General features: G+C 58.3%; 21 protein-coding genes. 9 read left to right on the forward strand and 12 right to left on the reverse strand.

Annotation, left to right across the window (positions count from 1 at the left end; all coding sequences use genetic code 11):
- Together ACVWXW_RS12805 and cbiE are read left to right on the forward strand one after the other, a co-directional pair.
- Positions 1-648: hypothetical protein (locus ACVWXW_RS12805; protein ID WP_457404094.1), on the forward strand; the 648-nt coding region annotated here is incomplete at its 5' end.
- Positions 649-1,908, forward strand: a complete 1,260-nt coding sequence (gene cbiE, locus ACVWXW_RS12810) for a precorrin-6y C5,15-methyltransferase (decarboxylating) subunit CbiE (protein ID WP_457398042.1) — start codon at positions 649-651, stop codon at positions 1,906-1,908.
- Positions 1,909-1,954: 46 nt separating this feature from the next.
- On the opposite strand, the gene ACVWXW_RS12815 is transcribed toward cbiE, so the two are convergent.
- Complete coding sequence (locus ACVWXW_RS12815) at positions 1,955-2,557, reverse strand: LabA-like NYN domain-containing protein (protein ID WP_414332504.1); 603 nt, start codon at positions 2,555-2,557, stop codon at positions 1,955-1,957.
- A 304-nt stretch (positions 2,558-2,861) separates the two neighbouring features.
- Here ACVWXW_RS12815 and sfsA point away from each other — a divergent pair, with 304 nt between their 5' ends.
- The 4 genes from sfsA to ACVWXW_RS12835 all read left to right on the forward strand — a co-directional run bounded on the left by sfsA (position 2,862) and on the right by ACVWXW_RS12835 (position 7,194).
- Positions 2,862-3,581: a DNA/RNA nuclease SfsA gene (gene sfsA / locus ACVWXW_RS12820; protein WP_457404095.1), complete on the forward strand. Its 720-nt coding sequence runs from the start codon at positions 2,862-2,864 to the stop codon at positions 3,579-3,581.
- A 97-nt stretch (positions 3,582-3,678) separates the two neighbouring features.
- The gene (locus ACVWXW_RS12825; protein WP_457404097.1) at positions 3,679-4,938 is read left to right on the forward strand and encodes a GTP cyclohydrolase II; all 1,260 of its coding nucleotides are present in this window, start codon (positions 3,679-3,681) and stop codon (positions 4,936-4,938) included.
- A gap of 12 nt (positions 4,939-4,950) precedes the next feature.
- A complete protein-coding gene (gene xth / locus ACVWXW_RS12830) occupies positions 4,951-5,736 on the forward strand; it encodes an exodeoxyribonuclease III (RefSeq protein ID WP_414416310.1) in 786 nt (261 codons plus the stop codon).
- A 264-nt stretch (positions 5,737-6,000) separates the two neighbouring features.
- Positions 6,001-7,194, forward strand: coding sequence for an RNA-guided endonuclease InsQ/TnpB family protein (locus tag ACVWXW_RS12835; RefSeq protein ID WP_457404099.1), 1,194 nt, complete (start codon positions 6,001-6,003; stop codon positions 7,192-7,194).
- Here the strand turns inward: ACVWXW_RS12835 and ACVWXW_RS12840 are convergent.
- Positions 7,149-7,610 (reverse strand): sigma-70 family RNA polymerase sigma factor, encoded by a 462-nt coding sequence (locus ACVWXW_RS12840; protein WP_457404100.1) that lies wholly within the window; start codon positions 7,608-7,610, stop codon positions 7,149-7,151. The two genes, ACVWXW_RS12835 and ACVWXW_RS12840, sit on opposite strands and share 46 nt — an antisense overlap.
- Positions 7,611-7,889: 279 nt before the next feature.
- Between ACVWXW_RS12840 and ACVWXW_RS12845 the strand changes: the two genes are divergently transcribed.
- On the forward strand, positions 7,890-8,822 hold the full coding sequence (locus ACVWXW_RS12845; protein ID WP_457404102.1) for an ABC transporter permease: 933 nt from the start codon (positions 7,890-7,892) through the stop codon (positions 8,820-8,822).
- Between the two features lie 81 nt (positions 8,823-8,903).
- Positions 8,904-9,572 carry a peptide-methionine (S)-S-oxide reductase MsrA gene (gene msrA / locus ACVWXW_RS12850; protein WP_414330118.1) on the forward strand — a complete coding sequence of 223 codons (669 nt, stop codon included), beginning with the start codon at positions 8,904-8,906 and terminating at the stop codon, positions 9,570-9,572.
- 16 nt (positions 9,573-9,588) lie between these two features.
- Here the strand turns inward: msrA and cysW are convergent, their stop codons facing one another.
- The 10 genes from cysW to pflB all read right to left on the reverse strand — a co-directional run bounded on the left by cysW (position 9,589) and on the right by pflB (position 23,532).
- Positions 9,589-10,428: a sulfate ABC transporter permease subunit CysW gene (gene cysW / locus ACVWXW_RS12855; RefSeq protein WP_414389084.1), complete on the reverse strand. Its 840-nt coding sequence runs from the start codon at positions 10,426-10,428 to the stop codon at positions 9,589-9,591.
- A complete protein-coding gene (cysT, locus tag ACVWXW_RS12860) occupies positions 10,418-11,230 on the reverse strand; it encodes a sulfate ABC transporter permease subunit CysT (RefSeq protein WP_011431904.1) in 813 nt (270 codons plus the stop codon). The genes cysW and cysT overlap by 11 nt, the downstream gene beginning before the upstream one ends.
- Before the next feature lie 6 nt (positions 11,231-11,236).
- Complete coding sequence (locus tag ACVWXW_RS12865) at positions 11,237-12,280, reverse strand: sulfate/molybdate ABC transporter ATP-binding protein (protein ID WP_457398029.1); 1,044 nt, start codon at positions 12,278-12,280, stop codon at positions 11,237-11,239.
- A gap of 174 nt (positions 12,281-12,454) precedes the next feature.
- The gene (locus tag ACVWXW_RS12870; protein ID WP_457404105.1) at positions 12,455-13,495 is read right to left on the reverse strand and encodes a sulfate ABC transporter substrate-binding protein; all 1,041 of its coding nucleotides are present in this window, start codon (positions 13,493-13,495) and stop codon (positions 12,455-12,457) included.
- A 141-nt stretch (positions 13,496-13,636) separates the two neighbouring features.
- Positions 13,637-16,423 (reverse strand): bifunctional acetate--CoA ligase family protein/GNAT family N-acetyltransferase, encoded by a 2,787-nt coding sequence (locus tag ACVWXW_RS12875; protein ID WP_457404107.1) that lies wholly within the window; start codon positions 16,421-16,423, stop codon positions 13,637-13,639.
- A 10-nt stretch (positions 16,424-16,433) separates the two neighbouring features.
- On the reverse strand, positions 16,434-19,064 hold the full coding sequence (adhE, locus tag ACVWXW_RS12880; protein ID WP_457404109.1) for a bifunctional acetaldehyde-CoA/alcohol dehydrogenase: 2,631 nt from the start codon (positions 19,062-19,064) through the stop codon (positions 16,434-16,436).
- 92 nt (positions 19,065-19,156) lie between these two features.
- Positions 19,157-19,567, reverse strand: coding sequence for an OsmC family protein (locus tag ACVWXW_RS12885; protein ID WP_414343934.1), 411 nt, complete (start codon positions 19,565-19,567; stop codon positions 19,157-19,159).
- A gap of 191 nt (positions 19,568-19,758) precedes the next feature.
- A complete protein-coding gene (gene pflA / locus ACVWXW_RS12890; RefSeq protein ID WP_457404111.1) occupies positions 19,759-20,508 on the reverse strand; it encodes a pyruvate formate-lyase-activating protein in 750 nt (249 codons plus the stop codon).
- Between the two features lie 225 nt (positions 20,509-20,733).
- On the reverse strand, positions 20,734-21,144 hold the full coding sequence (locus ACVWXW_RS12895) for a pentapeptide repeat-containing protein (protein WP_457404113.1): 411 nt from the start codon (positions 21,142-21,144) through the stop codon (positions 20,734-20,736).
- Between the two features lie 81 nt (positions 21,145-21,225).
- Complete coding sequence (gene pflB, locus ACVWXW_RS12900; protein WP_457404114.1) at positions 21,226-23,532, reverse strand: formate C-acetyltransferase; 2,307 nt, start codon at positions 23,530-23,532, stop codon at positions 21,226-21,228.
- A gap of 413 nt (positions 23,533-23,945) precedes the next feature.
- On the opposite strand from pflB, the gene ACVWXW_RS12905 reads away from it, so the two are divergent.
- Positions 23,946-25,025 carry a VOC family protein gene (locus ACVWXW_RS12905; RefSeq protein ID WP_457404116.1) on the forward strand — a complete coding sequence of 360 codons (1,080 nt, stop codon included), beginning with the start codon at positions 23,946-23,948 and terminating at the stop codon, positions 25,023-25,025.
- The last annotated feature ends 206 nt before the right edge of the window (positions 25,026-25,231 follow it).

The following is a 25,231-nucleotide window of genomic DNA, read 5'->3' on the forward strand; positions in this document are numbered from 1 at the left end:
TTTGAGGCTCAGATGGTTGAGATGCGGCAGGGCTTTGCAGCCCAAATCTCCGAGATCCGGGCTGAACAGCAACGATCTGCCGAGCGCTTTGAGGCCCAGATGGCCGAAATGCGAGCCGAGCAGCAGCGGTCGGCTGAGCGCTTTGAGGCTCAGATGGTTGAGATGCGGCAGGGCTTTGCAGCCCAAATCTCCGAGATCCGGGCTGAACAGCAACGATCTGCCGAGCGCTTTGAGGCTCAGATGGCCGAAATGCGGGCCGAGCAGCAACGATCTGCCGAGCGCTTTGAGGCCCAGATGGCCGAAATGCGGGCCGAGCGGCAGGCTATGGAAGCCCAACTCCAGACCGAAATCCAGGAGATCAGGGCGTTGATCCAACAGAACCAGGAGCGGATTCGACAGAACGAAGAGCGGGGAGACGAGCTGGAGGTGGCCATACAGGAGTGCCGCCGAGATATGCAGGCTGGGTTTGCCGAACTGAGGGAAGCGCAAGCCATGATGATGGAGCAATTTCGGGAGCGCGATGGCCGCCTGATCGAGGCTCAACTCAGCTTTATTCGGGAGATGCGGGAAATGCAACGGGAAGTGGCGGAGCTGCGACTGGATTTTCTCAATCACATGCGCCAATACCACCCACCTGTCGAACGTTAAATGGCTACGGCAGCACCTGGGCGGTCACCTCAGCTTGCGGTCGTAGGGGTAGCGGGGGATGGCTCTGTGGCTTCCTGGGGGATCCCCCCCCTTTCCCAAGCCAGGGTTTTGGCAGGAGCCCCTCATCTGCTCCGGCACTTTACCGATCATCCGGCCCGCAAGATCCCGCTCACCGGGCCGGTGGAAAGTTGGATCCCGCTTTTGCAGCAGGAGATGGCTCAGGGATCCCTAGTTTTGTTGGCCAGCGGGGATCCGCTTTTTTTCGGGATCGGGCGGCTGTTGACGGAGTATTTCCCAGCGGAGCGGTTGGCCTTCTATCCGCAGGTGAGCTCGGTGCAGCTGGCCCTGAACCGCCTGCAGATCCCCTGGCAGGAGGCGACCATCCTCAGCCTGCACGGGCGGGGAGTGGAGCGGTTGGAAGCCGTTCTCAAGCAGGGATCCCCTGTGATCGTGGTGCTCACCGATCCGGAGCATACACCGACCGTCTTGGCCCAGTTCATTGCCGACCTGCGGCTGCCGGTGCGCTACCAAGCCTGGGTCTGTAGTCAACTGGGATCCCCTCAAGAACAGGTCGTGCCCCTCCAAGAAGGGGAAGACGCCGTTTTCCCCAGCCCCAACGTTGTGGTGCTGCGACGAGTAGAGCCGGAGCCAGATCCCCATCGCTGGCCTTTGGTCGGGATCCCGGACGACCAGTTCTACACCTTTCCCGACCAGCCCGGCTTGATCACCAAGCAGCCCATCCGCCTGCTCACCTTAGGATCCCTGCAGCTCCCCCAGGAGGGCGTGGTGTGGGACATCGGTGCCGGCACCGGCTCGGTGGCCATCGAAATAGCCCGCCTCTCTTCTCGGCTCCAGGTCTATGCTGTCGAGCGCAACGCCATGGGCATCTGTCTGATTCGGCGCAACCGGCAACGCTTTGGCCCAGAGAACCTGCAGGTGATCCCGGGGGCAGCCCCCCAAGTGTTGGCCAACTTGCCCGACCCAGATCGGGTGGTGCTGGGCGGCGGCGGCAAAGGGATCCGCGACCTGCTGCCGGTGGTGGAAGCCCGCCTGCGGCCTGGAGGGATCTTAGTGGCCAACTTCGCTACCCTAGAAACCTGCAGTGAAGCCCTGCAATGGCTGCGTTCTCGGGGCTGGCAAGTTCGAGTAGATCACGTTCAGATCTCCCGCTCTGCCGTCCTGGCCGAGGGCACCCGCTTTGCCCCCCTGAACCCGGTTTACCTGCTGCAAGGGATCCCTTCAAATTGGAAAGCCCAGTAAGCCCCCCGTTGCTCTGCTTTCCCTTCTCCCTGTGGGGGAGGGAAAGTTATCCCTCGTCCTCCTCATCGGCGGTGAACCCCGGTCGGTACAGGTAGGCGGAGGAGGGACGGTTGGTCTTCTTGATTTGGTCTTTGATGGATTCCAGGTCGATGTAGCGATCCGCCAAGTTGATCAGTTGATCGCTGGTCATGGAACGCAAGCTGACCACCTCCACTCGTGCCCCTTGGTAGCTAACGGCATTGACCGCATAGGCCAAGTCTCCATCGCCGCTCACCAGCACAGCCGTCTCATACCAGCGCACCAGCGACAGCATATCCACGGCAATTTCCACATCCAGGTTGGCTCTCTTGGATCCATCGGGCAACTGGGTTAGCTCTTTGGTAACCACGCGGTAGCCATTGCGGCGCATCCAGAGCAAAAACCCCTGCTGCTTTTCGTTGTTGCGATCGACGCCGGTGTAGAAAAAAGAGCGCAAAAGGGGCGACCGACCACTCAGAGTCTTCAGCAGACGGGTGTAGTCGATCTCAATGCCCAGTTGCAGAGCGGCATAGAACAGATTGGATCCGTCGATGAATATGGCCACACGCCCACGGTTGTCCTGCAAGGGATCCGCAGGCTGAAAGCCGGGATCAGGATCAAGACGCAGCATTCGGGTTTTCTTCTCCAAGTTTTGACAAAAGGGCAGAAAAAAGAGGTGTTAAATGGGTTTAATCGCCAATACAGCTCTTTCCGGCAGCACTGACTACAGCTAATGCAGACGCCTCTCTTGTGCGATAGGGATCTTACTGCTTCCCAGAGTGATCTGCAGAATTCCCATGAAGTCGGAAAAAGCCGTAAAAGGCTGCCCCAAGCCCTGGGACACATGATTTACCCTAGCGCAGGAGAGACGATCCCCGGAGAAGATTTCCAAAATCCTAAAGAAAAAATACCTACGATAAGGAGAGGCTTTGCGGATGGAGTGCAGGGATGGGCCGGTGCCTTACCGCTTTTCGAGCCCCTTGCACAGAGGGGTGCTGCGCAGCCGCTACAAGCGGTTTTTGGCCGATGTGGAGCTGGAAAACGGGCAACAGATCATCGCCCATTGCCCCAACACGGGGCCGATGAGTGGGGTCTGTCAGGTGGGGGCACCTGTGTACCTCTCCCATCACCCAGAGCCGAAACGGAAACTGGCCTACACCTGGGAAATGATCCAGGTGGATGGGGTATGGGTGGGGATCAACACCAGCTTGCCCAATCGCCTGGTGGACTGGGGGCTGGAGCGAGGGTGGTTTCCTCAATTGGCAGGGTTTTCTCGCCGGCAACGGGAGGTGACCTGCGGCAAGAGCAAAATCGACTTTCTGCTGACAGGAGACGCTGGCTCGGCCTATTTGGAGGTGAAGAATACCACCTGGGCCAAGGGATCCCGCGCGCTGTTTCCCGATACGGTGACCACCCGCGGCCAAAAACACTTGGAAGATCTGATCCAGATCCGCCAACAGGGGCAGCGGGCTCTGCTGATGTACTGGATCAATCGCGCCGATTGCACCGAGTTTGCCCCCGGCGAAGAACGGGATCCCCGCTATGCCCGTCTGTTTCGTGAGGCCCTGCAGGTCGGGGTAGAGATGTTGCCCTATCGGGTCGAGGTTTCGCCGGCAGGGATCCGCCCCTTGGGTTTGGCCAAAATCGTTGTCTAGGCACCCCAAAAGAAGGGTCAGGCTCTCTGGAAACGGCTGGGGATGGCCTATAATACTGCTTTCTCCAGATTCTTAGTTTTCCAAGCACTTGAGGACCATGAGCAAACCTTCCTCCCGTCCTCATCACATTGTCCTGACTTCCCATCCCTCCCCTCATGGGACGCAAGCCCAGCCGATCCGCTGGGGAGCCTTGGATCCGCTGCGGCGGGGGCCGGTGGTGGGTAGCCTGACCAATCTTGCCCATCGCAATGTCATCGGCACTCATTCGGGAGCCTACGCTGTTTACCGGGCATTAGCTGTAGCCAGTGGCTCTCTGCAGGCGGATCACCGCGCCGATTTAACCCATACTGCCCCGGTGGTGTCGATTGGCCCTCACCCAAGCTGGGGAGATCCAGACCGGATTGTGTCCTTGGATCCCTGGGGAGCAGTTGTGGGGGAAGTCTTTGCCCCCCTCTATGCCCAGGGCTACGATATTCGCCCTACTATTGCCATTACTCAGGCCCACATCCACATGCCCGAACTGCAGGAGGCGGTCAACAAAGGGCGGTTACGGGTGGATGGCCGGATCCTCAAAGACAACGGCAGCCTGGTGGTCACCAAAGCCGCAATCGAGCCGGTCTGGTACCTGCCGGGGATCGCCAAACGATTGCAGGTGAGCGAAAGCCTGCTGCGCCGCACCCTCTTCGAGCAGACGGGAGGCATGTTTCCAGAATTGGTGACTCGCCCAGACCTATCGGTGTTTTTGCCGCCCATCGGTGGCCAGACGGTGTACATCATCGGGCAAGTGGCCGCCATCACCGACCCGGCTTTGCCCCTGGCGGTGCGGGTTCACGACGAATGCAATGGTTCCGATGTGTTTGGCTCGGATATTTGCACCTGCCGCCCCTACCTGGTGCATGGCATTGAGGAATGCGTTAAGACGGCCCAGGCCGGTGGAGCTGGGGTGATTGTGTACCTGCGCAAAGAAGGCCGCGCCTTGGGAGAGGTGACCAAGTTTTTGGTCTACAACGCCCGCAAGCGCCAGGAAGGAGGGGATCGGGCCGATGCCTACTTCACCCGTACCGAGTGTGTGGCAGGGGTGCAAGACATCCGCTTCCAGGAGTTGATGCCGGATGTGCTCCATTGGCTGGGCATAACCCGAATCGATCGCCTGATTTCCATGAGCGACCTCAAGTATCGAGCCATCACCAACTCCGGCATTGAGGTTCTGCAGCGGGTGCCCATCCCAGAAGAGCTGATCCCGGCGGATGCCCGTGTGGAGATCGAGGCCAAAAAAGCTGCCGGCTACTACACTGAGGGTGAGGTACTGGATGCGGAGCGGCTGGCCCAAATCCGAGGAAGGGCCTTGGTGGAGTGAGCGGGATCCCTCATGCAAGTGGCTACCTGGAATGTCAACTCCATTCGCACCCGGCTGCCTCAGGTTTTGGCTTGGCTGGACAGCCAGGGATCCCTGGATGTGCTCTGCCTGCAGGAGACCAAGGTGGTAGATGAGGACTTTCCCCGGACGGCTTTTCAGGAGCGGGGCTTTCATGTGGAGGTCTACGGGCAAAAGTCCTACAACGGTGTGGCTCTGATCAGCCGGGATCCCCCGGAAAAAGTAGAACGGGGGTTTGGTGCGCTGCTGCCTGCGGCGGCAGATTTGGACGAGCAAAAGCGGCTGATGAGCGCCATCTACCGCGGGATCCGTATTCTCAACCTTTATGTGCCCAACGGTTCTGAGGTGGGATCGGAAAAATACGCCTATAAATTGCGCTGGCTAGCCACGCTGAAGGATTACCTCGCCGTTGCCCTGAGCCAAGGGGATCCCATCCTGCTCTGCGGGGACTTTAACATTGCCCTGGAAGATCGGGATATTTATGATCCCCAAAAAGCGGGAGAAATCATGGCTTCCGAACCGGAGCGACAAGCCCTGCGGGAGATCCTGGCTTTAGGGTTTGAAGATGCGTTTCGCAGGTTCACCCCAGATCCCGGCCATTTTAGCTGGTGGGACTATCGCTCGGGGGGGTTTCAAAGGAATCGCGGCTGGCGCATTGATCATCATTATCTGTCTCGTGAGCTACAGGAGAAAGCCACCGCTTGCTGGATCGATGTTGAGCCACGGCGGGCCGAAAAACCCAGCGATCATGCCCCTGTCATTGTTGCCCTGGATATTTAAGCGCCTTGTTATAGTCATTTCAAGCTAGGTTGAGACACTCCCCAAACGCTCCCTGCCACTGCCTTCACCCCTTCTCTCAGAGGAAGAGGGGAGCCAGGCGGAAATGTTTCATTCCTGTTTAAATGACCATAACAGCTCATACCAACCAGCCATCCAATTAAAATGGAGCGGCCTCTTCGAGAATTTTCAGCTAGAAATCGCAGGAGCCCCGCACTGTACCCGTAGGGTCAGTGCCGGGAGGAATGCGGAAGTTATGATAGAACCATGACTCAAGTCCTGACCGTCTCCTGCAAGCTCAAGGTGTCCCAGTCGCAAGCCGCAAAGTTGGATGCGACAATGGATGCCTTTGTGCAGGCGTTGAACTGGGTCAACCAAAACACACCAGAAAAAGTAGTCAACGCAGTCAAACTCCAGTCCCTTTGCTATTACCAGATTCGCGCTCGGTTTGGCTTGTCCAGTAACTTGGCTCAGCAGGTCTGCAGACGGCTGGCCGGTGCCCGTAAAGTTGCCCGACAGAAAAACCGTCCGGTCAAAGCGTTCAAGAGAGGCTTTGCGACCTACGATGCCCGTATCTTTTCGTTCCGCGAGAAAGACTGGACGGTGTCGCTGACCACGGTTGGGGGTCGAGAGCGCTTTGAGCTGGCGATTGGCCGCTACCAGAGAGAACAGTTGGCAGGCTCCAATCCCAAATCTGCCACTCTGGTCAAGCGTAAAGACGGCTCCTACTCTATTCAGATCTGTGTGGAAGCGGAGCCATCCCCACCGCAAGGCACGGATAGAGTGCTGGGCGTGGATTTGGGAAGGACGGATATTGCCCATACGTCAGAGGGGGACAACTGGAATGGACAGCAGTTGAACCGAATCCGAGACCACTACTCCAAGCTGAGGGCGGTACTTCAACGCAAAGCCAGTAAGGGCACCCGCAGTTCGCGGCGCAGATGCCGTCAACTGTTGCAACGGCTGTCTGGCAAGGAGAGGCGCTTTCAGGCGTGGGTCAATCATCGCATCTCCAAAGCTATTGTCTCTAGGGCAAAGGCGACAAACAGCGCTCTTGCTCTGGAAGACTTGACAGGGATCCGGAAAAGAGTCAATCAACAGCCACGCAGCAAAGCCGAACGGCGCAGGGCCAACAGTTGGGCGTTTTATCAACTCCGTCAATTTTTGGAGTACAAGGCTCTGCGTGCGGGGGTTGCTTTGATTCTGGTGCCGCCTGCCTACACGTCGCAGACCTGCCACCGGTGTTTGCACATTCATCCCGACCCTGCGCAATCCTACCGCAGTGGAAAGAAGTTTAAGTGTGGACACTGTGGATGGGAAGGGGATGCGGATTTGAATGGTGCGAATGTGATTGCGCTTTTGGGGGCTGCTGTAAACCAGCCTAGAGGTTCGTGGTTGGCTTGCCAACTGCAGGGCTACCGAAAGCCCGCCCTGTGCTGCGAAGCAGTCAGGGTCGGGTAGTTTACAACCATTCTGTGTTCAGGGCTAAGCTGAGCCATGCTTTGCTGTAGAGCCTGTTGGTAGTGCAAGTGCATCAGGTCGGGGCCAGGGTGAGCGACATCCGATCCGAGGGCCAGGTTTTGGGTTTGGGAGTGTTGCCGGGCGCAGCGCCGCCGCTGATCTGAGGCCACATTCCAACAGATGCGATACAGCCAAGTGGAAAACTGGGCCGAGCCGCGAAACCGAGGCAACCCTTTCCAGGCACGAATAAACACTTCCTGTACCAGGTCATCCAAAAGATCGGCTCCACACAAGGGATAGAGGATATTCCGTACCGACTGCTGGTATTTGCGGTAGAGTTGGCGAAAGCTCTGGCTGTCGCCGTTGAGGCAGCGCTGGATCAGCTCCCAATCGGATGTATCCTTTGCCGCCTGCACGAGAGGACGCTCCCTTGTTCTCAACCTTGCTTTGTCTGACTCCCAATGCCCCCAAAAGGTTCAAAGGATCCCTGCCTGCGATGGCCCTCCACTTCCCGCCAAGATACCGGCATCTTCTGATTGCCGTTTTCCCTCGAAGGATGCTCGCCAGCAGGTATTCCTCTTGCCTATTCGCACTTTCTCAATCCCAACTCTATTGGATTCTATCGGATCATCGACCTACAATTCCAATAACACCAAAAAAGGGAATGAAAAGCTAATCTTCATAGCTGCCTGGCCATGACCAAAACAACTCAAATAACCGATAAACCCGATCTGTTTGGATTCCTCTATCGTCACCCGACGCTCACCCTTGCCATTCTGTTGGGGCCACCTCTCATTTGGTTGCTGGTCTTTTACTTGGGGCCGCTGCTGGCGCTGCTGCTGCAAAGTTTTTATCATCTGGATCCCTTTACCGGCCTGATCCTGAGAAAGTTTACTTTGGCCACCTATCGAGAGCTGCTCACTCCGGCCAATGTGGATATCTTTGTCCGCAGCTTGACTATGGCTTTGGCAGTCACTTTGGCTGCCATTGTGTTGGCTTTTCCTCTGGCCTATACCATGGTCAGACTGGCCTCTCCTCGCTGGAAGGGCTTTTTGTATTTGTTGGTGCTCCTACCGCTTTGGTCTAGTTATTTGATTCGGGTTTATGCCTGGAAGTTGATCTTGGCTAAAGAAGGGATCCTTACCTATCTACTCACCCATGTGGGCCTACAGGGCTGGGTGGAAAAGATTTTGCAGTTGCCCGGGATCGGTGGGCCATCGCTGGCCGTATCCAACTTGGGTATTTTCTTGGTGTTTCTCTATGTTTGGCTGCCCTATATGATTCTGCCGATCCAGGCGGCTTTGGAGCGAGTGCCTGATAGCTTAATTGAGGCTTCTGCAGATTTGGGAGCTCAGGGTTGGCAAACGTTCCGCCATGTTACTCTTCCCCTCGCCTTGCCAGGGATCCTGGCCGGGTCGGTCTTCACCTTTTCCTTAACGCTAGGAGATTTTGTGGTGCCTTATTCTCTGGGCAATTCCAGCTATTTCATCGGGCAGGCAGTTCTCGCCTTTCAGGGCACCTCTGGCAACATTCCCTTGGCGGCAGCCTTCACGGTTGTGCCGATGGGGATCATGACCGTCTATCTGCTAGTGGCCAAGCGGCTGGGGGCTTTTGAATCGGTGAGCTGACCCGATCAAGGATTTTTCCAACACATGAGGAGCCAACTGAGCTAGGCTGATAAGTGTTAACGAATGTATCGGGCTGTCCCTATGGTGCTCTTTGGCTTTGGCAAACTTGGCAAGAAACTGTCCCTGCCCAAACCGGAAGAAGCCTTGCCGGGCCGGGCCGAGCCGATGGTGATCGTGAATCGGCATTTTGTCAATGGCCATCCGCTGCAGCCGCCTTTTCCCGAGGGCATGGAGCTGGCCATGTTCGGCATGGGCTGCTTCTGGGGGGCAGAGCGCAAGTTTTGGCAGGTGCCAGGGGTGTTCAGCACAGCGGTGGGCTACGCTGGCGGGTTTACCCCCAACCCCACCTACGAAGAGGTCTGTACTGGCCTGACTGGCCACAACGAGGTGGTGCGGGTGGTTTACGACCCAGCTCAGGTCAGCTATGCCCAACTGCTGAAGGTGTTTTGGGAAAATCACGACCCTACCCAGGGGATGCGCCAGGGCAATGATGTGGGCACCCAATACCGCTCCGGCATCTATGTGTATTCTCCGGCGCAGCGGGAGCTGGCGGAAAAAACCCGCGATCTCTATCAGCAGGCCCTAACGGCCCACGGCTACGGCCAGATCACCACCGAGATCTTAGACGCGCCTGAGTTTTACTACGCCGAAGACTACCACCAGCAATATCTGGCCAAGAATCCGCGCGGCTACTGCGGCCTGGGGGGCACTAAGGTTTGTCTGCCAGAGATCCTCACCGAGCCCGTCTGATCCACACCCTGACGGATCAAAAGATCCGGCGGGAATGGGATCCCCGCTCAAGGAACTCCCTAGCCACTAGGGTTACCACCGCCAGCAAGGAGAGCACCACCGCCGCCGCATAGGCTGAGCCGGTGGCATAACTGCGGTAGGCATCTTCCACGAACAAGGGCAAGGTCTGGGTGCGGCCAATGATGTTGCCGGAAACCACAGCCACAGCGCCGAACTCCCCCATGGCGCGGGCATTGGTCAAGATGACGCCGTACAGAAGGCCCCAGCGGATGTTGGGCAGGGTGATTCTCCAGAAGATCTGCCAGGGGGTCGCCCCCAGCGTTTTGGCGGCTTCTTCCTGGTCGGTGCCTGCCTCCTCCAACACCGGCAACACTTCCCGCGCCACAAAAGGAAGGGTGATGAAAGCCGTTGCCAACACAATGCCCGGAAATGCAAAGATAACCCGCAAGTTCCAGGATCCCAGCCAACCCTGACGCCCGAAGATGAGCACCAGCATTAGGCCAGCCACCACCGGGGAAATGGAAAAGGGCAGATCGATCAGGCTCAGCAGCAGCGCCCGCCCCGGAAAACGCCGATGAGCAATGGCCAAGGCAGCACAGAGGCCGAAAAAGGTATTGAGGGGCACAACGACCAGGGCGGTTAGCACCGTCAATCGCAGGGCACTGAGCAACTCCCGCTCTGTCAGGCGATGGAGAAAGGCTGGGATCCCTTCTCGAAACGCCTGATAGAAGATGTTCACCACCGGGATCCCCAGCAGCAGCGCGATGTAGAGCCCGACGATCCCGATCAACAGGCCCGACAGCCAAGGGTTTGTCGATGGCTCCGGCTTGACACCCGATACCCCCTTAGGTTTCATGGCGGCTTCCCCAGGCTTGCAGAAGGTTAATTACCACCAGCGACAGGAAAGAGATCCCCAACATCACCGTTCCGATCACGGTTGCCCCAGCATAGTCGTGTTGTTCCAGCCGCTGAATCACCAGCACCGCCGCAATCAAGTCCCGAAAGGGAATGCTGGAAGCGATGATCACCACAGAGCCGTATTCCCCCACGGCGCGGGAAAACCCCAGGGCCACCCCGGTGAGCACTGCCGGCAGAATCTGGGGCAGCACCACGCGCCGGAAGGTCTGAAAGCGGGAAGCCCCCAAACTCCAGGCTGCCTCTTCCACATCTTTCTCCAGCTCCTGCAACACCGGCTGCACCGTCCGCACCACAAAGGGAAAAGAAATAAACAGCATCGCCACCCCCACCCCCAAGCGGGTAAAGGAGATGCGGATCCCCAAGGGGGCCAAAAGGGATCCAATCCAGCCGTTGCTGCTGTAAACCGTTGCCAGGGTGAGGCCGGCCACGGCGGTGGGCAAAGCAAACGGCAGATCGATCAACCCCTCGAGAAGCTTTTTGCCGGGGAAGGCGTAGCGCACCAGCACCCAGGCAGTCAGGGTGCCCATCACGCCGTTGATCAGAGCCGCCAGCAACGCGGTTACAAAAGTAACTTCATAGGCGGAGAGGGCCACGGGATCCGTCGCGATCCGCCAAAACTCCGCCCAGCCCACGCTGCTGGACTTGGCAATCAAGGCAGCCAGCGGCAGAATCAACATCAAGAAGAGATAGCCCAGGGTCAGCCGCCACGGCCAAGACAGTTGAGACAAAGCTTGCAGCAACGTTTCTCAAGCTCCCACCGGCATTGCGGTCATCTCGGTTTTTTTGACGGGAAAGGCTTTCACCACCTTGGGGCGCACATAGACCTGCTGCCCCACCTGCAGGGGTTGGTTGGCATATTGCTCGCGGCTGAGATGGGCCCACAGGGATCCGCCGTCGCTCAGAACCAGCTCCGCCTGAATCTCCCGACCCAGGTGGATGATCTCCTTAACGCGGGCAGAAACACCACTGCTGCCGGGGTTGACCTCAATCTGCACATCGTGGGGGCGCAAAAAAAGCTGATGCGGGCCGGCCTGCACCTCGGGAAGCTGGCAAAAGAGTTGGGAGCGGGGAGAAAGCTCGTTGACCGGGCCGACAAAGCTCATCACAAAGGGTGTAGCTGGATGGTCATAGATTTCTGCCGGGGATCCCACCTGTTCGATCCGCCCCTGGTTCATCACCACGATCTGATCCGCCACCTCCATGGCTTCCTCTTGATCATGGGTTACAAATACCGTTGTCACATGCACCTCATCGTGCAGGCGCCGCAACCACTTGCGCAGCTCTTTGCGGACTTTGGCATCCAGGGCCCCAAAGGGCTCATCCAACAGCAACACCTGCGGCTCCACCGCCAAAGCGCGGGCTAGGGCCACCCGCTGCCGCTGCCCCCCCGAGAGTTGAGAGGGGTAGCGATCCCCGAACCCCGATAGCTGCACCAGCTCCAACAGCTCATCCACTCGCGCCCGGATCTCGGCCCGTGAAGCCTTGCGGATCTCCAAGCCAAAGGCGATGTTCTGCCGCACCGTCATGTGCTTGAACAGGGCGTAGTGCTGAAAAACAAAACCAATGTTGCGCTCCTGGACGCTGGCATGGGTAGCATCCCGCCCGGTGAGGGAAATCCGCCCCGTATCCGGCTTTTCTAGGCCGGCAATCAGGCGCAGCAGGGTGGATTTGCCAGAACCCGATGGCCCCAAGAGGGCAACCAGGGATCCCGTGGGAATGGTGAGATCGGTGGGGTGAAGGGCCTGAAACTGCCCAAAACGCTTCGATACCCCTTCGATGGTGATACCCATAGGTTCTGCCTAGCTAGTGGTTTGCCTGAGAAGTTGCTGGATGGTTGCCGGCTGAGTCTTCTGGAGAGGGTGAGGGCAGTTAAACCCGCGGCTAATCTACGGTAAACCTGTCAACAAACCGTTGATATAGCTCCCAAGATAACTTGAATGGGGATCCAAAACAAGGGAGACTCCCTACAACTGAGCTTGGATGCGGTCAAACAAGGCCCCATCGGCAAAAAAGCCGCTTTGGACAACCTCCCAGCCTCCCAGGTCGGCGACGGTAACCCGCTTCTCAACAGGAGGGTAACGCCAGGCAAACTCTTGGGCCACCGTCGGCTCCACCGGGCGAAAGCCCACCTCGGCAAAGGCCCGCTGCGCTTCTGGGGTGAATAGGTAGTCCACAAAGGCTTCGGCCACGGCACGGGTACCTTTGCGATCCACATTGGCATCCACCACGGCTACGGGGTTGTCGATGGAAATGTTGGGATCCGGCACCACATAGGACAGGGATTGGCCGCGCAAGCCCGCCAGGATCACCTCATGTTCGTAGGTGAGCAGGGCATCCCCTTGCCCTTTTTGGAAAAAAACATCGGTGGCCTCCCGCGAGTCCCGCGGCAAAATGCGGACATTTTTGTAGACCTGGGTGGTGAAGGCCAGGGCCTGAGGTTCAGGGACAGCGCTCCAGAGGGCTAAAAAGTTCCAGCGAGCCCCCCCTGAGGTTTTGGGGTTGGCGGTAACCACCTGCAAGCCTGGCCGAGCCAGATCCGGCCAAGAGCGGATCCCCTGGGGGTTGCCCTCCCGCGTTACAATTACTGCCACCGAACGGGTAACGATCCCTTGGTTGGGGGTACGGGCTTCCCATCCCGGCTGGATGAGACCCGCAGCCACGAGGCGCTCCACATCCAAAGCCAGGGCCAAGGCCACCACATCGGCATCCAGCCCGTCGATGACCGCCCGCGATTGCGTTGCTGAGCCGCCGTAGCTGCTTTCTACGCGCACCCGTTGCCCCGTTTTCGCCAGCCAATCGGCCTCAAAAGCAGGGATGATCTGCCGGTAGGCATCCCGCGTCACCGCAAAAGAAGCGAGGAGGATCCTGACTTCCCCCTGCAATCCCCCCCCTCGGCCACAGCCGCCAAGGCCAAGCAGAAGGCAGAGCAGCAGGGATCCCATCCCCAGCCACCGTCCCCCGCTCGCCAGCAGCCTCTGGATCCCGCCTGTCTTTGTAACCTCCATAGCCGTCCTCAAAACCTCGGGCCGCCCTCGCCCCCAGCCTCTCTCCGACAGAGGGGCTCCGCTTGCTGTAGGCGGAAGGAGCAGGCCCTTGTTCCTATTCTACGGTAAGCCGGTCGGCAAACCGTTTTTATTTAAGGATCCCTAGGCAGGACAGGGGGTGGGGATCGCCGCATCGACAGCGAGATCCAGCGTGGCCTTGAGAATGCCAGGATCCTCTGGAGAAGGGCGCAACTGAAACCCCAGCCGCTGACACAGGCGGCGCATCGCCTCGTTTTCGCCAAGAACCTCGCCGGTGAGGCGCTGGATCCCTTCGCAGCGGGCCACCTGAATGAGGCGGGTCAACAGCTCTGTGCCAATCCCTTGCCGTTGGTAGGGATCCGCCACCAGCATGGCAAACTCTGCTTCTTGGGGAAAGCCATGTTTTCTGGAGAGGCGGCTGATGCCGAGGATTAAGGACTTCGTCCCGCTGACGCGATTGGCCTCTGGCTCCTGTTTTTCTGCTACTAAGGCAATCTCGCGGTCGTAATCGTTAAAGCAAATGCGGGTAAGGCGCTCGTGGGCGATGCGGGCGCTGTATTTGATCGGGTGGAAGTAGCGCAGATAGACGCTGTAATCAGAGACGTGGCGGTGAAAATCGATCACCAAAGGCTCGTCTTCAGGGCGGATGGGGCGAATGGTGATGCCGTCCCGGAAGGGCCAGATGTACTGGGTGGGGTAGGGGCGGATGGCCAAGGGCACCTGGGGATCCTGCTCGGTTCGCAAAATGACGCGGGCATCCAAAGCCAGCAGGCCCTCGCTGGAAGCCAGCAGCGGATTGATGTCGATCTCTTTAATCTCCCGCTGCTCGGCCACCAGTTGGCTAAAGCGCACCAAGAGCTGTTCCAGGGCCTCCAGATCGACGGCTGGGCGTCCGCGCACCCCCCTGAGGGCTTTGTAGATGAGGGTGTTTTCCATCAGACGCCGGGCCAAGGTGGTGTTGAGGGGGGGAAGGCCAATGGAGCGATCCTGAAACACCTCCACCAGTTGTCCGCCACTGCCAAACAGCAACACCGGCCCAAACTGGGGATCCTGGCTGCTCCCCAGGATCAGCTCATAGCCATCCGTGTCCACCATCGGCTGCACCGTGACCCCCTGGAAGTACTCCGGCCCCGCTTTCTCGCTGACGTTGCGGAGGATTTGCCCGAAGGCCCGGCGCACCGCCTCAGCATCGGGCAGGTTGAGCTGCACGCCGCCCACATCGGTTTTGTGGGTGAGGGTGTGGGAGTAGAGCTTCACCACCACCGGGTAACCCATGGCCTCGGCAGCTTCCACTGCTGCTTCGGGGCTCTCGGCCACCCGCGTCGGCACCACGGGGATCCCGTAGGCGGCCAGGATTTCCTTAGATTCGACCTCCGTGAGAAGCGTGCGGCCTTCCCGCCTCGCCTGGGCAAGGGTTTGCTGCACTTTTTCCTGCTCCACTGGCCTGGTGGGAGCCAGGGTGGGGGTTTCGTAGAGGGCCTTGAGGTTGTAGCTAAATCGCCACAAATAGCCGAACACCCGCGCCGCTTGATCCGGGTAGCGGTAGGTGGGGATCCCGGCTTGGTTGAGGATGTGCTCGCCCGCATCCACGCCAGCTCCCCCCATCCAACTGGCCAGGATAGGCTGCCGGGATCCACTGCGCCGCCAGGTCTCCACCACTTTCTCGGCAGTGGCCGTGGGATCCGTCATGGCTTGGGGGGTGAGGATGACCAGACAGCCCTGGCTGCCGGGATCTTGCAACACCACTTCCAAAACTTGGGCAAAGCGCTCCGGATCTGCGTCCCCCAAAATATCAATGGGATTGCCGTGGCTCCAGTGGGGGGGCAAGATCTGGTTAAGCTGCTCCAGGGTTTGGGGGGAGAGCTCGGCCAGGGATCCCCCGGCGCGGATGAGGGCATCGGTGGCCAGCACCCCTGGCCCGCCGGCATTGGTGAGGATGGTCAGGTGAGGGCCCTGAGGACGGGGCTGTTTGGCCAGCACCTCTGCCAGGTCGAAGAGATCTTCAATGTGATCCACCCGCAGCACGCCGCAACGGCGGAAGGCCGCATCCAAAACCGCATCGCTGCCGGTGAGGGAGCCCGTGTGGGAAGCGGCTGCTTGGGCTGCCGCCTGGGTGCGCCCCGCCTTGATGACAATGATGGGCTTGCTCAGGGCCACCTCTCGGGCCGCGGACAGAAAAGAGCGGGCATCCCCGATGGATTCCATGTACAAGACAATGCTGTGGGTATGGGGATCCTCGCCCAAGTAGTCGATTAAGTCTCCCCAGCCCACATCCAGCATCGATCCCAGAGAGATAAAGGCGCTGAAGCCCACATTTTCCTGCAGGCTCCAGTCCAGGATCGAGGTGCACAGGGCCCCACTTTGGCTGATGAAGCCCACATTGCCGGGCCGGGCCATCTGGGCAGCAAAGGTGGCATTTAAGCCTGTGTGAGGGTTTTGGATCCCTAGGCAGTTGGGGCCAATCAAGCGCAGCTTCCCAAGGACTCCGTCCCGCTGACGCGATTGGATAGTCTGCTGAATTTGCTTCTCCAGCTCCCAGCCAGCAGGGCCCGTTTCCTTGAAGCCTGCTGAAAGAACAATGGCGCCCTTGACCCCGGCTTCTACGCACTCCTGCACCACCTTGGGCACCCCCGCTGCCGGAATGGCGATAATGGCCAGATCCACCGGCTCCGGCAGAGCGGACAGCCGCTCGTAGGCCCGGATCCCCAACACCTGGTGCCGCTTGGGATTGACCGGGTAGACCGTGCCGCCAAAGGGGTGGCTAATGAGGTTCCACAACACCGTCCGCCCCACGCTGCCCTCCCGCTCCGTGGCCCCCACCACCGCCACCGAACGGGGCAGAAAAATGGGATTCAGGGGATGGGATCGGGCCCTCCAGATATCCACACTGGGATCCAGTCGTTGCCACATACCCTACTCCTTAGGCCAACACTGGTTCCGGCTGGTGGTAGAGGGCAGAATCCACCCGGCAGCCCCGATAGGCCAAGACGTACAGCTCCTTCATATCCTGGATGAGGGGGTAGCGGGGGTTGGCGCCGGTGCATTGGTCGTCAAAAGCCTGCTCCGCCATCGCTTCCAGACGGTCGTAGAACGCCTGCTCGCTCTCGCTAAGGGCCTCGCGAATGCTGGCCGGGATCCCCAGCTTCCGCTTGAGCTCCTCGATGGCCTCAATCAGGCGCATGACCTTTTCATCGTCATCCGCCCCGCCCAACTGTAGGTAATCGGCAATTTCCGCGTAGCGGTGCTTGGCGTTGGGATAGCGGTATTGGGGAAAGATGGCCTGCTTAAAGGGGGCGTCGGTGGCGTTGTAGCGGATGACGTGGGTGATCATCAGGGCATTGGCCAGGCCGTGGGGCAGATGGAAGGTGGATCCCAGCTTGTGGGCCAGGGAGTGGCACACCCCCAAAAAGGCGTTGGCAAAGGCCATGCCGGCAATGGTGGCGGCGTAGTGGACTTTTTCCCGCGCTTCGGGATCCTCGGCGCCCTTCTCGTAGGCCCGCGGCAGGTAGGTCATCAGGAGCTTGATGGCCTGCAGGGCCAGCCCATCGGTAAAGTCGCTGGCCATCACCGACACATAGGCTTCCAGAGCATGGGTGAGGGCATCGATGCCGCCGTAAGCCGTTAGCTTCTTGGGCATCTTTAAGGTGAGATCCGGATCCACAATGGCCATGGTGGGGGTGAGGGCGTAGTCCGCCAGGGGGTATTTGATCCCCACCCGGTCATCGGTCACCACGGCAAAGGGCGTCACCTCGGAGCCGGTGCCGGAAGTGGTGGGGATGCAGATGAGCTGAGCTTTTTGTCCCAGTGGGGGCAGCTCGTAAACCCGCTTGCGGATGTCCATAAAGCGCATCGCCAAGCCATCAAACTCCACCTGGGGCTGCTCGTACATCAGCCACATCACCTTGGCCGCATCCATCGGGGATCCCCCACCGACCGCAATAATCACATCCGGTTGAAACTGGCGCAACTGCTCCAGACCGCGATTGACGTTGCTGAGGGTGGGATCCGGCTCTACATCGTGGTACACATCCCAGCTCACGCGAATCTCATCCAAAACCTGGGTGATGGGATGCAATATGCCCAACTCAAAGAGCGGCTTATCGGTCACCAAAAAGGCGCGTTTTTTGCCGGCCAATTCCCGCAGAGCAATAGGCAGACATCCGGGCTTGAAGTAAATCTTGGGCGGGATCCGAAACCAGAGCATGTTTTCCCGACGTTGGGTTACCGTTTTAATGTTGAGCAGGTGGCGCGGCCCCACATTCTCGGAGATCGAATTGCCTCCCCAAGTGCCACAGCCCAAAGTCAGAGAGGGATCCAGCTTGAAGTTGTAGAGATCCCCGATTGCCCCCTGGGAAGAGGGAGTGTTGATCAAGACTCGACCGGTTTGCAGGGCATTCTCAAAGTAGGCAATATCGTCTCGATTGGCGGGATCTGTATACAAAACAGAGGTGTGTCCCCGCCCGCCGAAATTGACCAGTTGGACAGCAACATCTACGGCGCTGTGGAAATCGTTGGCGCGGTAGAGGGCCAGAACAGGGGCCAATTTTTCGTAGGAGAAGGGCTCCTCCGGCCCCACCTTCTCCACTTCCCCAATCAACAGCTTGGCACCTTCGGGAACCTGGATCCCGGCCAGGGCAGCGATGGTCTGCACCGACTGGCCCACAATGGCCGGATTGAGGCGACCGTCTTTGAGAAGGATGCGGCGCACTGCTTCGGTTTGTTCCGGATCCAAAATGTAGGCCCCCCGATGGCCGAACTCGGCCTTGACCTGCTCGTAGATGGCATCCACCACCACCACTGCCTGTTCTGAGGCACAGATCATGCCGTTGTCGAAGGTCTTGCTCAACAGAATCGAGCTGACAGCCATGGGAATATCGGCACTGGCATCGATCACTGCCGGGGTATTGCCCGCTCCCACCCCCAAAGACGGGTGGCCCGAAGAGTAGGCCGCTTTAACCATGCCAGGCCCGCCGGTAGCCAAGATCAGCTTCACCTCAGGATGCTGCATTAAGGCCTGAGAAAGCTCAATGGTGGGCTCGTCGATCCAGCCGATCAACCCCACAGGAGCGCCCGCTGCCTCGGCAGCTTCTCTGACCACTTTGGCCGCGGCAATGGTGCATTGTTTAGCCCGCGGGTGGGGAGAAAAGATAATGCCGTTGCGGGTTTTGAGGGTGATCAGAGCCTTGAAAATTGTCGTCGAGGTAGGGTTGGTTACCGGCACAATACCTGCCAAAAGCCCTACTGGTTCAGCAATGCGCTCGTAGCCAAAGCTCTCATCCCGCTCGATAACCCCGCAGGTTTTCTCGTGTTTGTATTTGTTGTAAATGTATTCCGAGGCAAAGTGATTTTTGATCACCTTGTCTTCCACAATACCCATGCCGGTTTCCTGTACCGCCAGCTTGGCCAACGGGATCCGTTCGTTGTTGGCAGCCAGAGCGGCTCTGTGAAAAATCCGGTCTACCTGTTCTTGGGTGAAAGTTGCATATTCAGCTTGGGCAGCCTTCACCTGCTGGATCAAGGTTTCCAGCTCGGCTAGATTGGTTACTGGCATCGGTGGATCCCTCCAAAACTCATCAAGACTTAGACGATAGGAACAATTGACAATCGGATAGTTGGAAATAGTCGAATAACCCGAATGGCAATCTAGGCGCCAACAGGAGCAGGAACTTGGATTTCGGTGGTCAGGGTGGGGGGATGGGTGAGCGTATTGTGAATGATGCAGGCATCAACTGCTTTTTCCAGCCCCTTTTGATGCCTTCCGTCCAGCGGGATCCCAGTTTTTACACGAATGTGAATGTTGTCTAGGCGAGCCGGATGCTCAACTTTCTCCGCCGTGACCACCACCTCTAGTCCACTGGGATCCAACTGCCGCGCTTCCAGATATTTGACGGCATAAAAACCAACACAGGCGCCCAGAGAAGCCAGAAACCATTCCGGCGGCGTCATTCCCTGATCTCGACCGTGATTGTCCAAAGGCTGGTCGCTGAGAATGCGGTGCCCTCGGCTTTCCGCTTGGAACTGAACACCATCGCGGTAGGTGACGCAAACTTCCATTGGGGATCCCTCCTCTTAGGGTATTCTTCAGTTCATTGGGAGTCGGCAAAGCTAACCTGGGGATCAACTTGGATTCCGGTCAACTCAGGGCTGGTCTGGAGATGGTTCAGAGGTCTTTGAGATCAACTGGGGATCCCTTCGGATCTGAGCATGACCTGGCTATGCTGACCCAAGCTGAAACTGCAGAACGGTCAAACAGCCACCAATCCATGGGCACGAAAGATCTGTAAGGCATGATTCACCTGTTCGGGTGTGGGTGGATCGACATCGGCAAGGGTGTAAGGCAATCCCAATTGCTGCCATTTGTATTCCCCCATCTTGTGAAAGGGCAAAACTTCCACTCGCTCCACGTTGGATAAGGTGGCCACAAACTCGGCCAGACCCTTAATGTTTTCCTCGGGATCCGTCAAGCCGGGAACCAGCACAAAACGAATCCAGGTAGGCTTGTGGATCTGGTCTAAATAGCGGGCCAGATTAAGAGTGGGTTCTAGCGAAACGCCGGTAACCTTTCGATACAGCTCCGGCAGATAAGACTTGATATCCAGCAACACCAAATCTGTATGCTCCAACACAGGCTTGGCTGCTTCCAGTTGCCCATAGCCAGAAGTATCCAAAGCCGTGTGCAAGCCCAACTCATGACAGCGACGGAAGATCTCAGCTACAAAGGTGGGTTGCATTAAAGGCTCTCCCCCGGTAGCCGTAACTCCCCCCCCTCGCAAGTAATTCTTGTAACGTTGGATCTCGGCAATTAAAGACTCAACCGTAACAAGCTGTCCCACCTGCGGATCCCGACAGTCAGGGTTGTGGCAATACAAACAGCGAAGTGGACAACCCTGTGTAAAAATTACGAAGCGGATTCCTGGCCCATCGACGGTGCCACAGGTTTCCACCGAGTGAATGCGCCCAGCAATTGGTGTCAGGGGGTTCATAACGGTATCCATACTTTTATCCTGGATGACTTTTGCAAAATATCAATCAATCTTGAGGTTTTCTTCCAGATTGCTAACTCAGGTTAAATAGAACACAGTTTCCATTTCTCTTTGGATTAGGTTGGGACTAGATTTTTTTAGATCCCTAGGGTCTTTTAGCTAGACCGCTGCTATCCTGGCTGGCAGGGAGAAAGGGGGATAAAAAGCTGAAAGGGCAGCTTGGGGATCCCACCCAGCTCAGACCGATGGGTCGTGTGGGCTAGGCACGGAGGTATCCACCGTGATGCCGTGCAGGCGGTGGGCCTTGGGATCGAAATCCTTCGGGAAATGGGTATAGGCATCGAAATCTGCGTGATCCAACAAGGCTCCTTCTAAGAGCGCCCCTCGGAAATTGCTGCCAAAGAGGAGACATCCCCGCAGATCGGCTTCCAATAGGTTGGCCCCACTGAAATCGGCATAGCTGAGATCGCACCCCCGCAAATTGGCCCCCGCCAAGTTGGCCCCACTGAAATCGGCATAGCTGAGATCGGCACCGGCCAAATGGATCCCCTGCAGGTTAGCCCCTTGCAAATCGATCTCCCGAAAATCGCGCCGTCCTGAGGCATACTGGCTGACCAGATCCGCAGCGCTACAAACAGTCATCGTCATCGGGCCTCCTCGGTTATCGATGGGGGATCCCTTCCATCGACCCCGGTATGGGCGGACTTCAGGGATCCCCAGGCTGGTCTTTTAGCAGTGTTGATGGAACGTGCGGTTAATGACATCCAGTTGCTGCTCGCGGGTGAGCTTGATGAAGTTCACCGCATAGCCGGAAACCCGGATGGTGAGCTGTGGGTAGAGCTCCGGGTGCTCCATGGCATGCAGCAGGGTCTCGCGGTTGAGAACATTGACGTTGAGGTGGAAACCGCCATCCCGCATGTAGCCATCCAGCAGCCCCACTAGATTGGCAACCCGCTCCTCCGCTGTGCGACCTAGGGCCGCCGGCACAATCGAGAAGGTGTTGGAGATCCCATCCAGAGCGTCGTCGTAGGGCAGCTTGGCCACCGAAGCCAGCGACGCCACCGCCCCCTTGGTGTCCCGGCCGTGCATGGGGTTGGCCCCTGGGGCAAAGGGCTCGCCCGCTCGCCGCCCGTCGGGGGTGTTGCCGGTTTTCTTGCCGTAGACCACGTTGGAGGTGATGGTGAGGATGGACTGGGTGGGGATGGCATTGCGGTAGGTCTTGTGCTTGCGCAGCTCGGCCATGAAGGTCTGCACCAGTTGCACCGCAATGGAGTCAACTCGGTCGTCGTTGTTGCCGTATTTGGGGAAGTCGCCCTCCACCGCGTAATCCACCACTAGGCCCCGCTCATCCCGGATGGCCCGTACCCGCGCGTATTTGATGGCAGACAGGGAGTCGGCAGTTACCGACAGGCCGGCCAGCCCAAAGGCCATGGTGCGCAGCACGTCCCGGTCGTGGAGGGCCATCTCCAGGCGCTCGTAGCAGTACTTGTCGTGCATGTAGTGGATGATGTTCATGGTGTTGACGTAGGTCTTGGCCAGCCAGGCCATCATCTGCGCCATGCGCAGCCACACCTCGTCGTAGTCCAGGACATCGGCGGTGATGGGGGCGAAAGCAGGAGCCACCTGCTCGCCGGAGATCTCATCCCGACCGCCGTTGATGGCATAGAGCAGGCACTTGGCCAAGTTCACCCGCGCTCCAAAGAACTGCATTTGCTTGCCGATGCGCATGGCCGACACGCAGCAGGCAATGCCGTAGTCATCCCCCCAGTAGGGGCGCATCAAGTCGTCGTTTTCGTACTGGATGGAGCTGGTTTCAATGGAGACCTTGGCGCAGTAGCGCTTGAAGGCTTCCGGCAGCCGCTCCGACCAGAGCACGGTCAAGTTGGGCTCGGGCGCTGGGCCAAGGTTGTAGAGGGTATGCAGCATGCGGAAGCTGGTTTTGGTAACCAAAGGCCGCCCATCCAGGCCCATGCCGCCGATGCACTCGGTAACCCAGGTGGGATCCCCGCTGAATAGCTCGTTGTACTCGGGCGTGCGCAAAAACCTGACCATGCGCAGCTTCATAACAAAGTGGTCAATGAGCTCCTGGGCCTCTTCCTCGGTGAGGATCCCGGCCTGCAGATCCCGCTCGATGTAGATGTCCAGGAAGGTGGACACCCGCCCCAAGGACATGGCCGCCCCGTTTTGCTCCTTGACGGCTGCCAGGTAGGCCAGGTACAGCCATTGGATGGCTTCGCGGGCGTTGGCTGCCGGACGGCCCAGGTCAAACCCGTAGCGGGATCCCATCTCTTTCAGCTCTTGTAGGGCCTTAATCTGCTCGGAGAGCTCCTCCCGCAGGCGGATGGTCTCTTCGTCCATCGTGTCCAGGTCTAGACTGGCTTTTTGGGCCTGCTTGTCTTCGATGAGCCGATCCACCCCGTAGAGGGCCACCCGCCGGTAGTCCCCGATGATGCGACCCCGACCGTAGGCATCCGGCAGGCCGGTGATGATCCCAGAGCGGCGGCAGCGGCGCATCTCTTCGGTGTAAGCATCAAAAACGCCGTCGTTGTGGGTTTTGCGGTACTGGGTAAAAATTTCCTTGGTGCGGGGATCCAACTCGTAGCCATAGGCTTTGAGGGAAGACTCCACCACGCGGATGCCGCCAAAGGGCATGATGGCCCGCTTCAGAGGTTTGTCCGTCTGCAGCCCCACAATCTGTTCCAGCTCTGGGTCGATATAGCCAGGGGCGTGGCTGGTGATGGTAGAGGGAACGGCAGTATCGGCATCTAGGATCCCTCGCTCTCGCTCCAGAGCCATCAAATCCTTGACCTTGGCCCACAGCCGCTGGGTGCGCTCGGTGGCTGCAGCTAAGAAGGTTTCATCACCGGTGTAGGGGGTGTAATTGCGCTGAATAAAGTCTCTGACGTCGATGCAGCGCTGCCAGGCTCCCGTTGCAAAATCGCTCAAAACTTTTTGACCGGCTGCGTTGGATCCCGTCCTTGGTTCCGCCTTCAATTCTGTAGGTGATGCTACAGAACGCTGCACACTGGCAACCATAACAATCCTCCCGGCTATTACGCCTGATAATCTATCGACAGGGCGAGGCAGCACCCCGGCCTTTGCCCCACGCAGGCTCTAAAAGAGAGCTAAAGAACCAATAGATCTCTGCAAGGCTTATAGGGATCCTACGAAGGGCTTTTAGCAACTCTTCTGTTTCTTTTTTAGGCGTTCTAAATACACCTCGCCTGATTTAATTTTAGTCCCTTGCGCTCTGAGGATATTTTCGGTTGCGTGATTTTTTAATCTTATTTTCATCCTATTTCTTAATGCTGTTTTAATATCTTCTTAACGTTGTTTTACGCTTTTCCATCGGCAAATGGCGGGCCTATGCTGAGGTAGGACGGCCCAGGTCGTCTGTTGCCGTGAGAACGTCAGGATACTCGGCCTTTGCCTTAGCAGTGCCTTGCTCTATGAACCAGTCCAATCGAATCGTCCAAGGGATCCATCACCTGCACTTCTATCTTTGGGATCTGCCCCGTTGGCAGGAACACTTTTGTCAGGTTTGGGGCTTCCGAATGGAAGGACAGCTCGGCAGTACCCTCTGTCTGCGTCAGGGATCCCTGCGCTTGCGCCTATCTCAGCCGGCTCACGCCGGGGATGAGGTGGATCGCTATTTGCAGCAACATTCGCCTGGGGTGGTGGATGTGGCCTTGGCGGTGGAGGAGCAAGAGCTGTTGGGCTTGGCAGAGCTTTTGCAGAGGCGAGGAGCCCAAGTGGAGTGGATCCCGGCAGAAGACGAAGGCTGCCCTGCTCTGTGCCTGCGCACTCCTTATGGACTCAGGCATTCTTTGATCCCCAGCTCAGGGATCCCCGATTCAGCCCCTGCTGAGGAGAACCTGTTTTCCCACTGGGATCACCTGGTATTGAACGTGGAGCAGGGATCCCTGCAGGCAGCGGCGGATTGGTATGAGCAGGTGCTGGGTTGGCGGTCTCTGTATCGCTATAGCATCCGCACCAACACCTCTGGCCTAGAAAGTGTGGTGGTGGGAGATCCTGAAGCCGGGATCCAGTTGGCCATCAACGAGCCCACCTGTGCCGCTTCCCAGATCCAGGAGTTTTTGGATGCCCATCATGGCCCTGGCCTGCAACATGCGGCGTTGCACAGCTCAGATGTCTTCGCCAGTGTGCGCCGGCTGCGACAGGGAGGCGTAAACTTTCTGCAGGTGCCACCGGAGTACTACACAAACCTGGCAAGGGAGCTGGCTTCTGGAGCAATACTCCGTTCTGGTGGGTTGCCCCCCGCCATCTCCTGGCACGACTTGGTGGAGCAGCAGCTCCTTTTGGATGCCACCTTGCCTGCTTCTGATTCCCCACACCCCCCCCTGTTGTTGCAAACCTTCACTCAGCCTCTGTTTGGTCGGCCCACGTTTTTTTTCGAGGTCATCCAACGGTTGGGTGGAGCCACAGGCTTTGGCGAAGCCAACTTTCAAGCCCTGTTTGAAGCTCTAGAACGCCAACAGCGACAACGGCAGCAAGCCCTGGTCTGCTAACACCCTTGAGCACCAGGGGAATGTCTCCAGTTAATCAACACGATTGATTGCCCCTGAGTTTCCAGCCAATATTCGGGTATGCGGAAGGCGTTGACATCCTCCCCGGCCTGAAGGCCGGAGATTCCTACCACGCTGCGCATGGATGGCTCCTTGCGCAGTCGTCTCGGCGGGTTCCTGCTTCCGACCGCCCGTGCAGTTCGATCCAC

The organism is Thermostichus sp. MS-CIW-30, from assembly GCF_054058015.1.

Bases quoted from the DNA above. Each gene is read 5' to 3' on its own strand.
- cbiE (WP_457398042.1), top strand. From the start codon at position 649: ATGGCTACGGCAGCACCTGGGCGGTCACCTCAGCTTGCGGTCGTAGGG.
- ACVWXW_RS12815 (WP_414332504.1), bottom strand. From the start codon at position 2,557: ATGCTGCGTCTTGATCCTGATCCCGGCTTTCAGCCTGCGGATCCCTTG.
- sfsA (WP_457404095.1), top strand. From the start codon at position 2,862: ATGGAGTGCAGGGATGGGCCGGTGCCTTACCGCTTTTCGAGCCCCTTG.
- ACVWXW_RS12825 (WP_457404097.1), top strand. From the start codon at position 3,679: ATGAGCAAACCTTCCTCCCGTCCTCATCACATTGTCCTGACTTCCCAT.
- xth (WP_414416310.1), top strand. From the start codon at position 4,951: ATGCAAGTGGCTACCTGGAATGTCAACTCCATTCGCACCCGGCTGCCT.
- ACVWXW_RS12835 (WP_457404099.1), top strand. From the start codon at position 6,001: ATGACTCAAGTCCTGACCGTCTCCTGCAAGCTCAAGGTGTCCCAGTCG.
- ACVWXW_RS12845 (WP_457404102.1), top strand. From the start codon at position 7,890: ATGACCAAAACAACTCAAATAACCGATAAACCCGATCTGTTTGGATTC.
- msrA (WP_414330118.1), top strand. From the start codon at position 8,904: ATGGTGCTCTTTGGCTTTGGCAAACTTGGCAAGAAACTGTCCCTGCCC.
- cysW (WP_414389084.1), bottom strand. From the start codon at position 10,428: ATGAAACCTAAGGGGGTATCGGGTGTCAAGCCGGAGCCATCGACAAAC.
- ACVWXW_RS12865 (WP_457398029.1), bottom strand. From the start codon at position 12,280: ATGGGTATCACCATCGAAGGGGTATCGAAGCGTTTTGGGCAGTTTCAG.
- ACVWXW_RS12870 (WP_457404105.1), bottom strand. From the start codon at position 13,495: ATGGAGGTTACAAAGACAGGCGGGATCCAGAGGCTGCTGGCGAGCGGG.
- ACVWXW_RS12875 (WP_457404107.1), bottom strand. From the start codon at position 16,423: ATGTGGCAACGACTGGATCCCAGTGTGGATATCTGGAGGGCCCGATCC.
- adhE (WP_457404109.1), bottom strand. From the start codon at position 19,064: ATGCCAGTAACCAATCTAGCCGAGCTGGAAACCTTGATCCAGCAGGTG.
- ACVWXW_RS12885 (WP_414343934.1), bottom strand. From the start codon at position 19,567: ATGGAAGTTTGCGTCACCTACCGCGATGGTGTTCAGTTCCAAGCGGAA.
- pflA (WP_457404111.1), bottom strand. From the start codon at position 20,508: ATGGATACCGTTATGAACCCCCTGACACCAATTGCTGGGCGCATTCAC.
- ACVWXW_RS12895 (WP_457404113.1), bottom strand. From the start codon at position 21,144: ATGACGATGACTGTTTGTAGCGCTGCGGATCTGGTCAGCCAGTATGCC.
- pflB (WP_457404114.1), bottom strand. From the start codon at position 23,532: ATGGTTGCCAGTGTGCAGCGTTCTGTAGCATCACCTACAGAATTGAAG.
- ACVWXW_RS12905 (WP_457404116.1), top strand. From the start codon at position 23,946: ATGAACCAGTCCAATCGAATCGTCCAAGGGATCCATCACCTGCACTTC.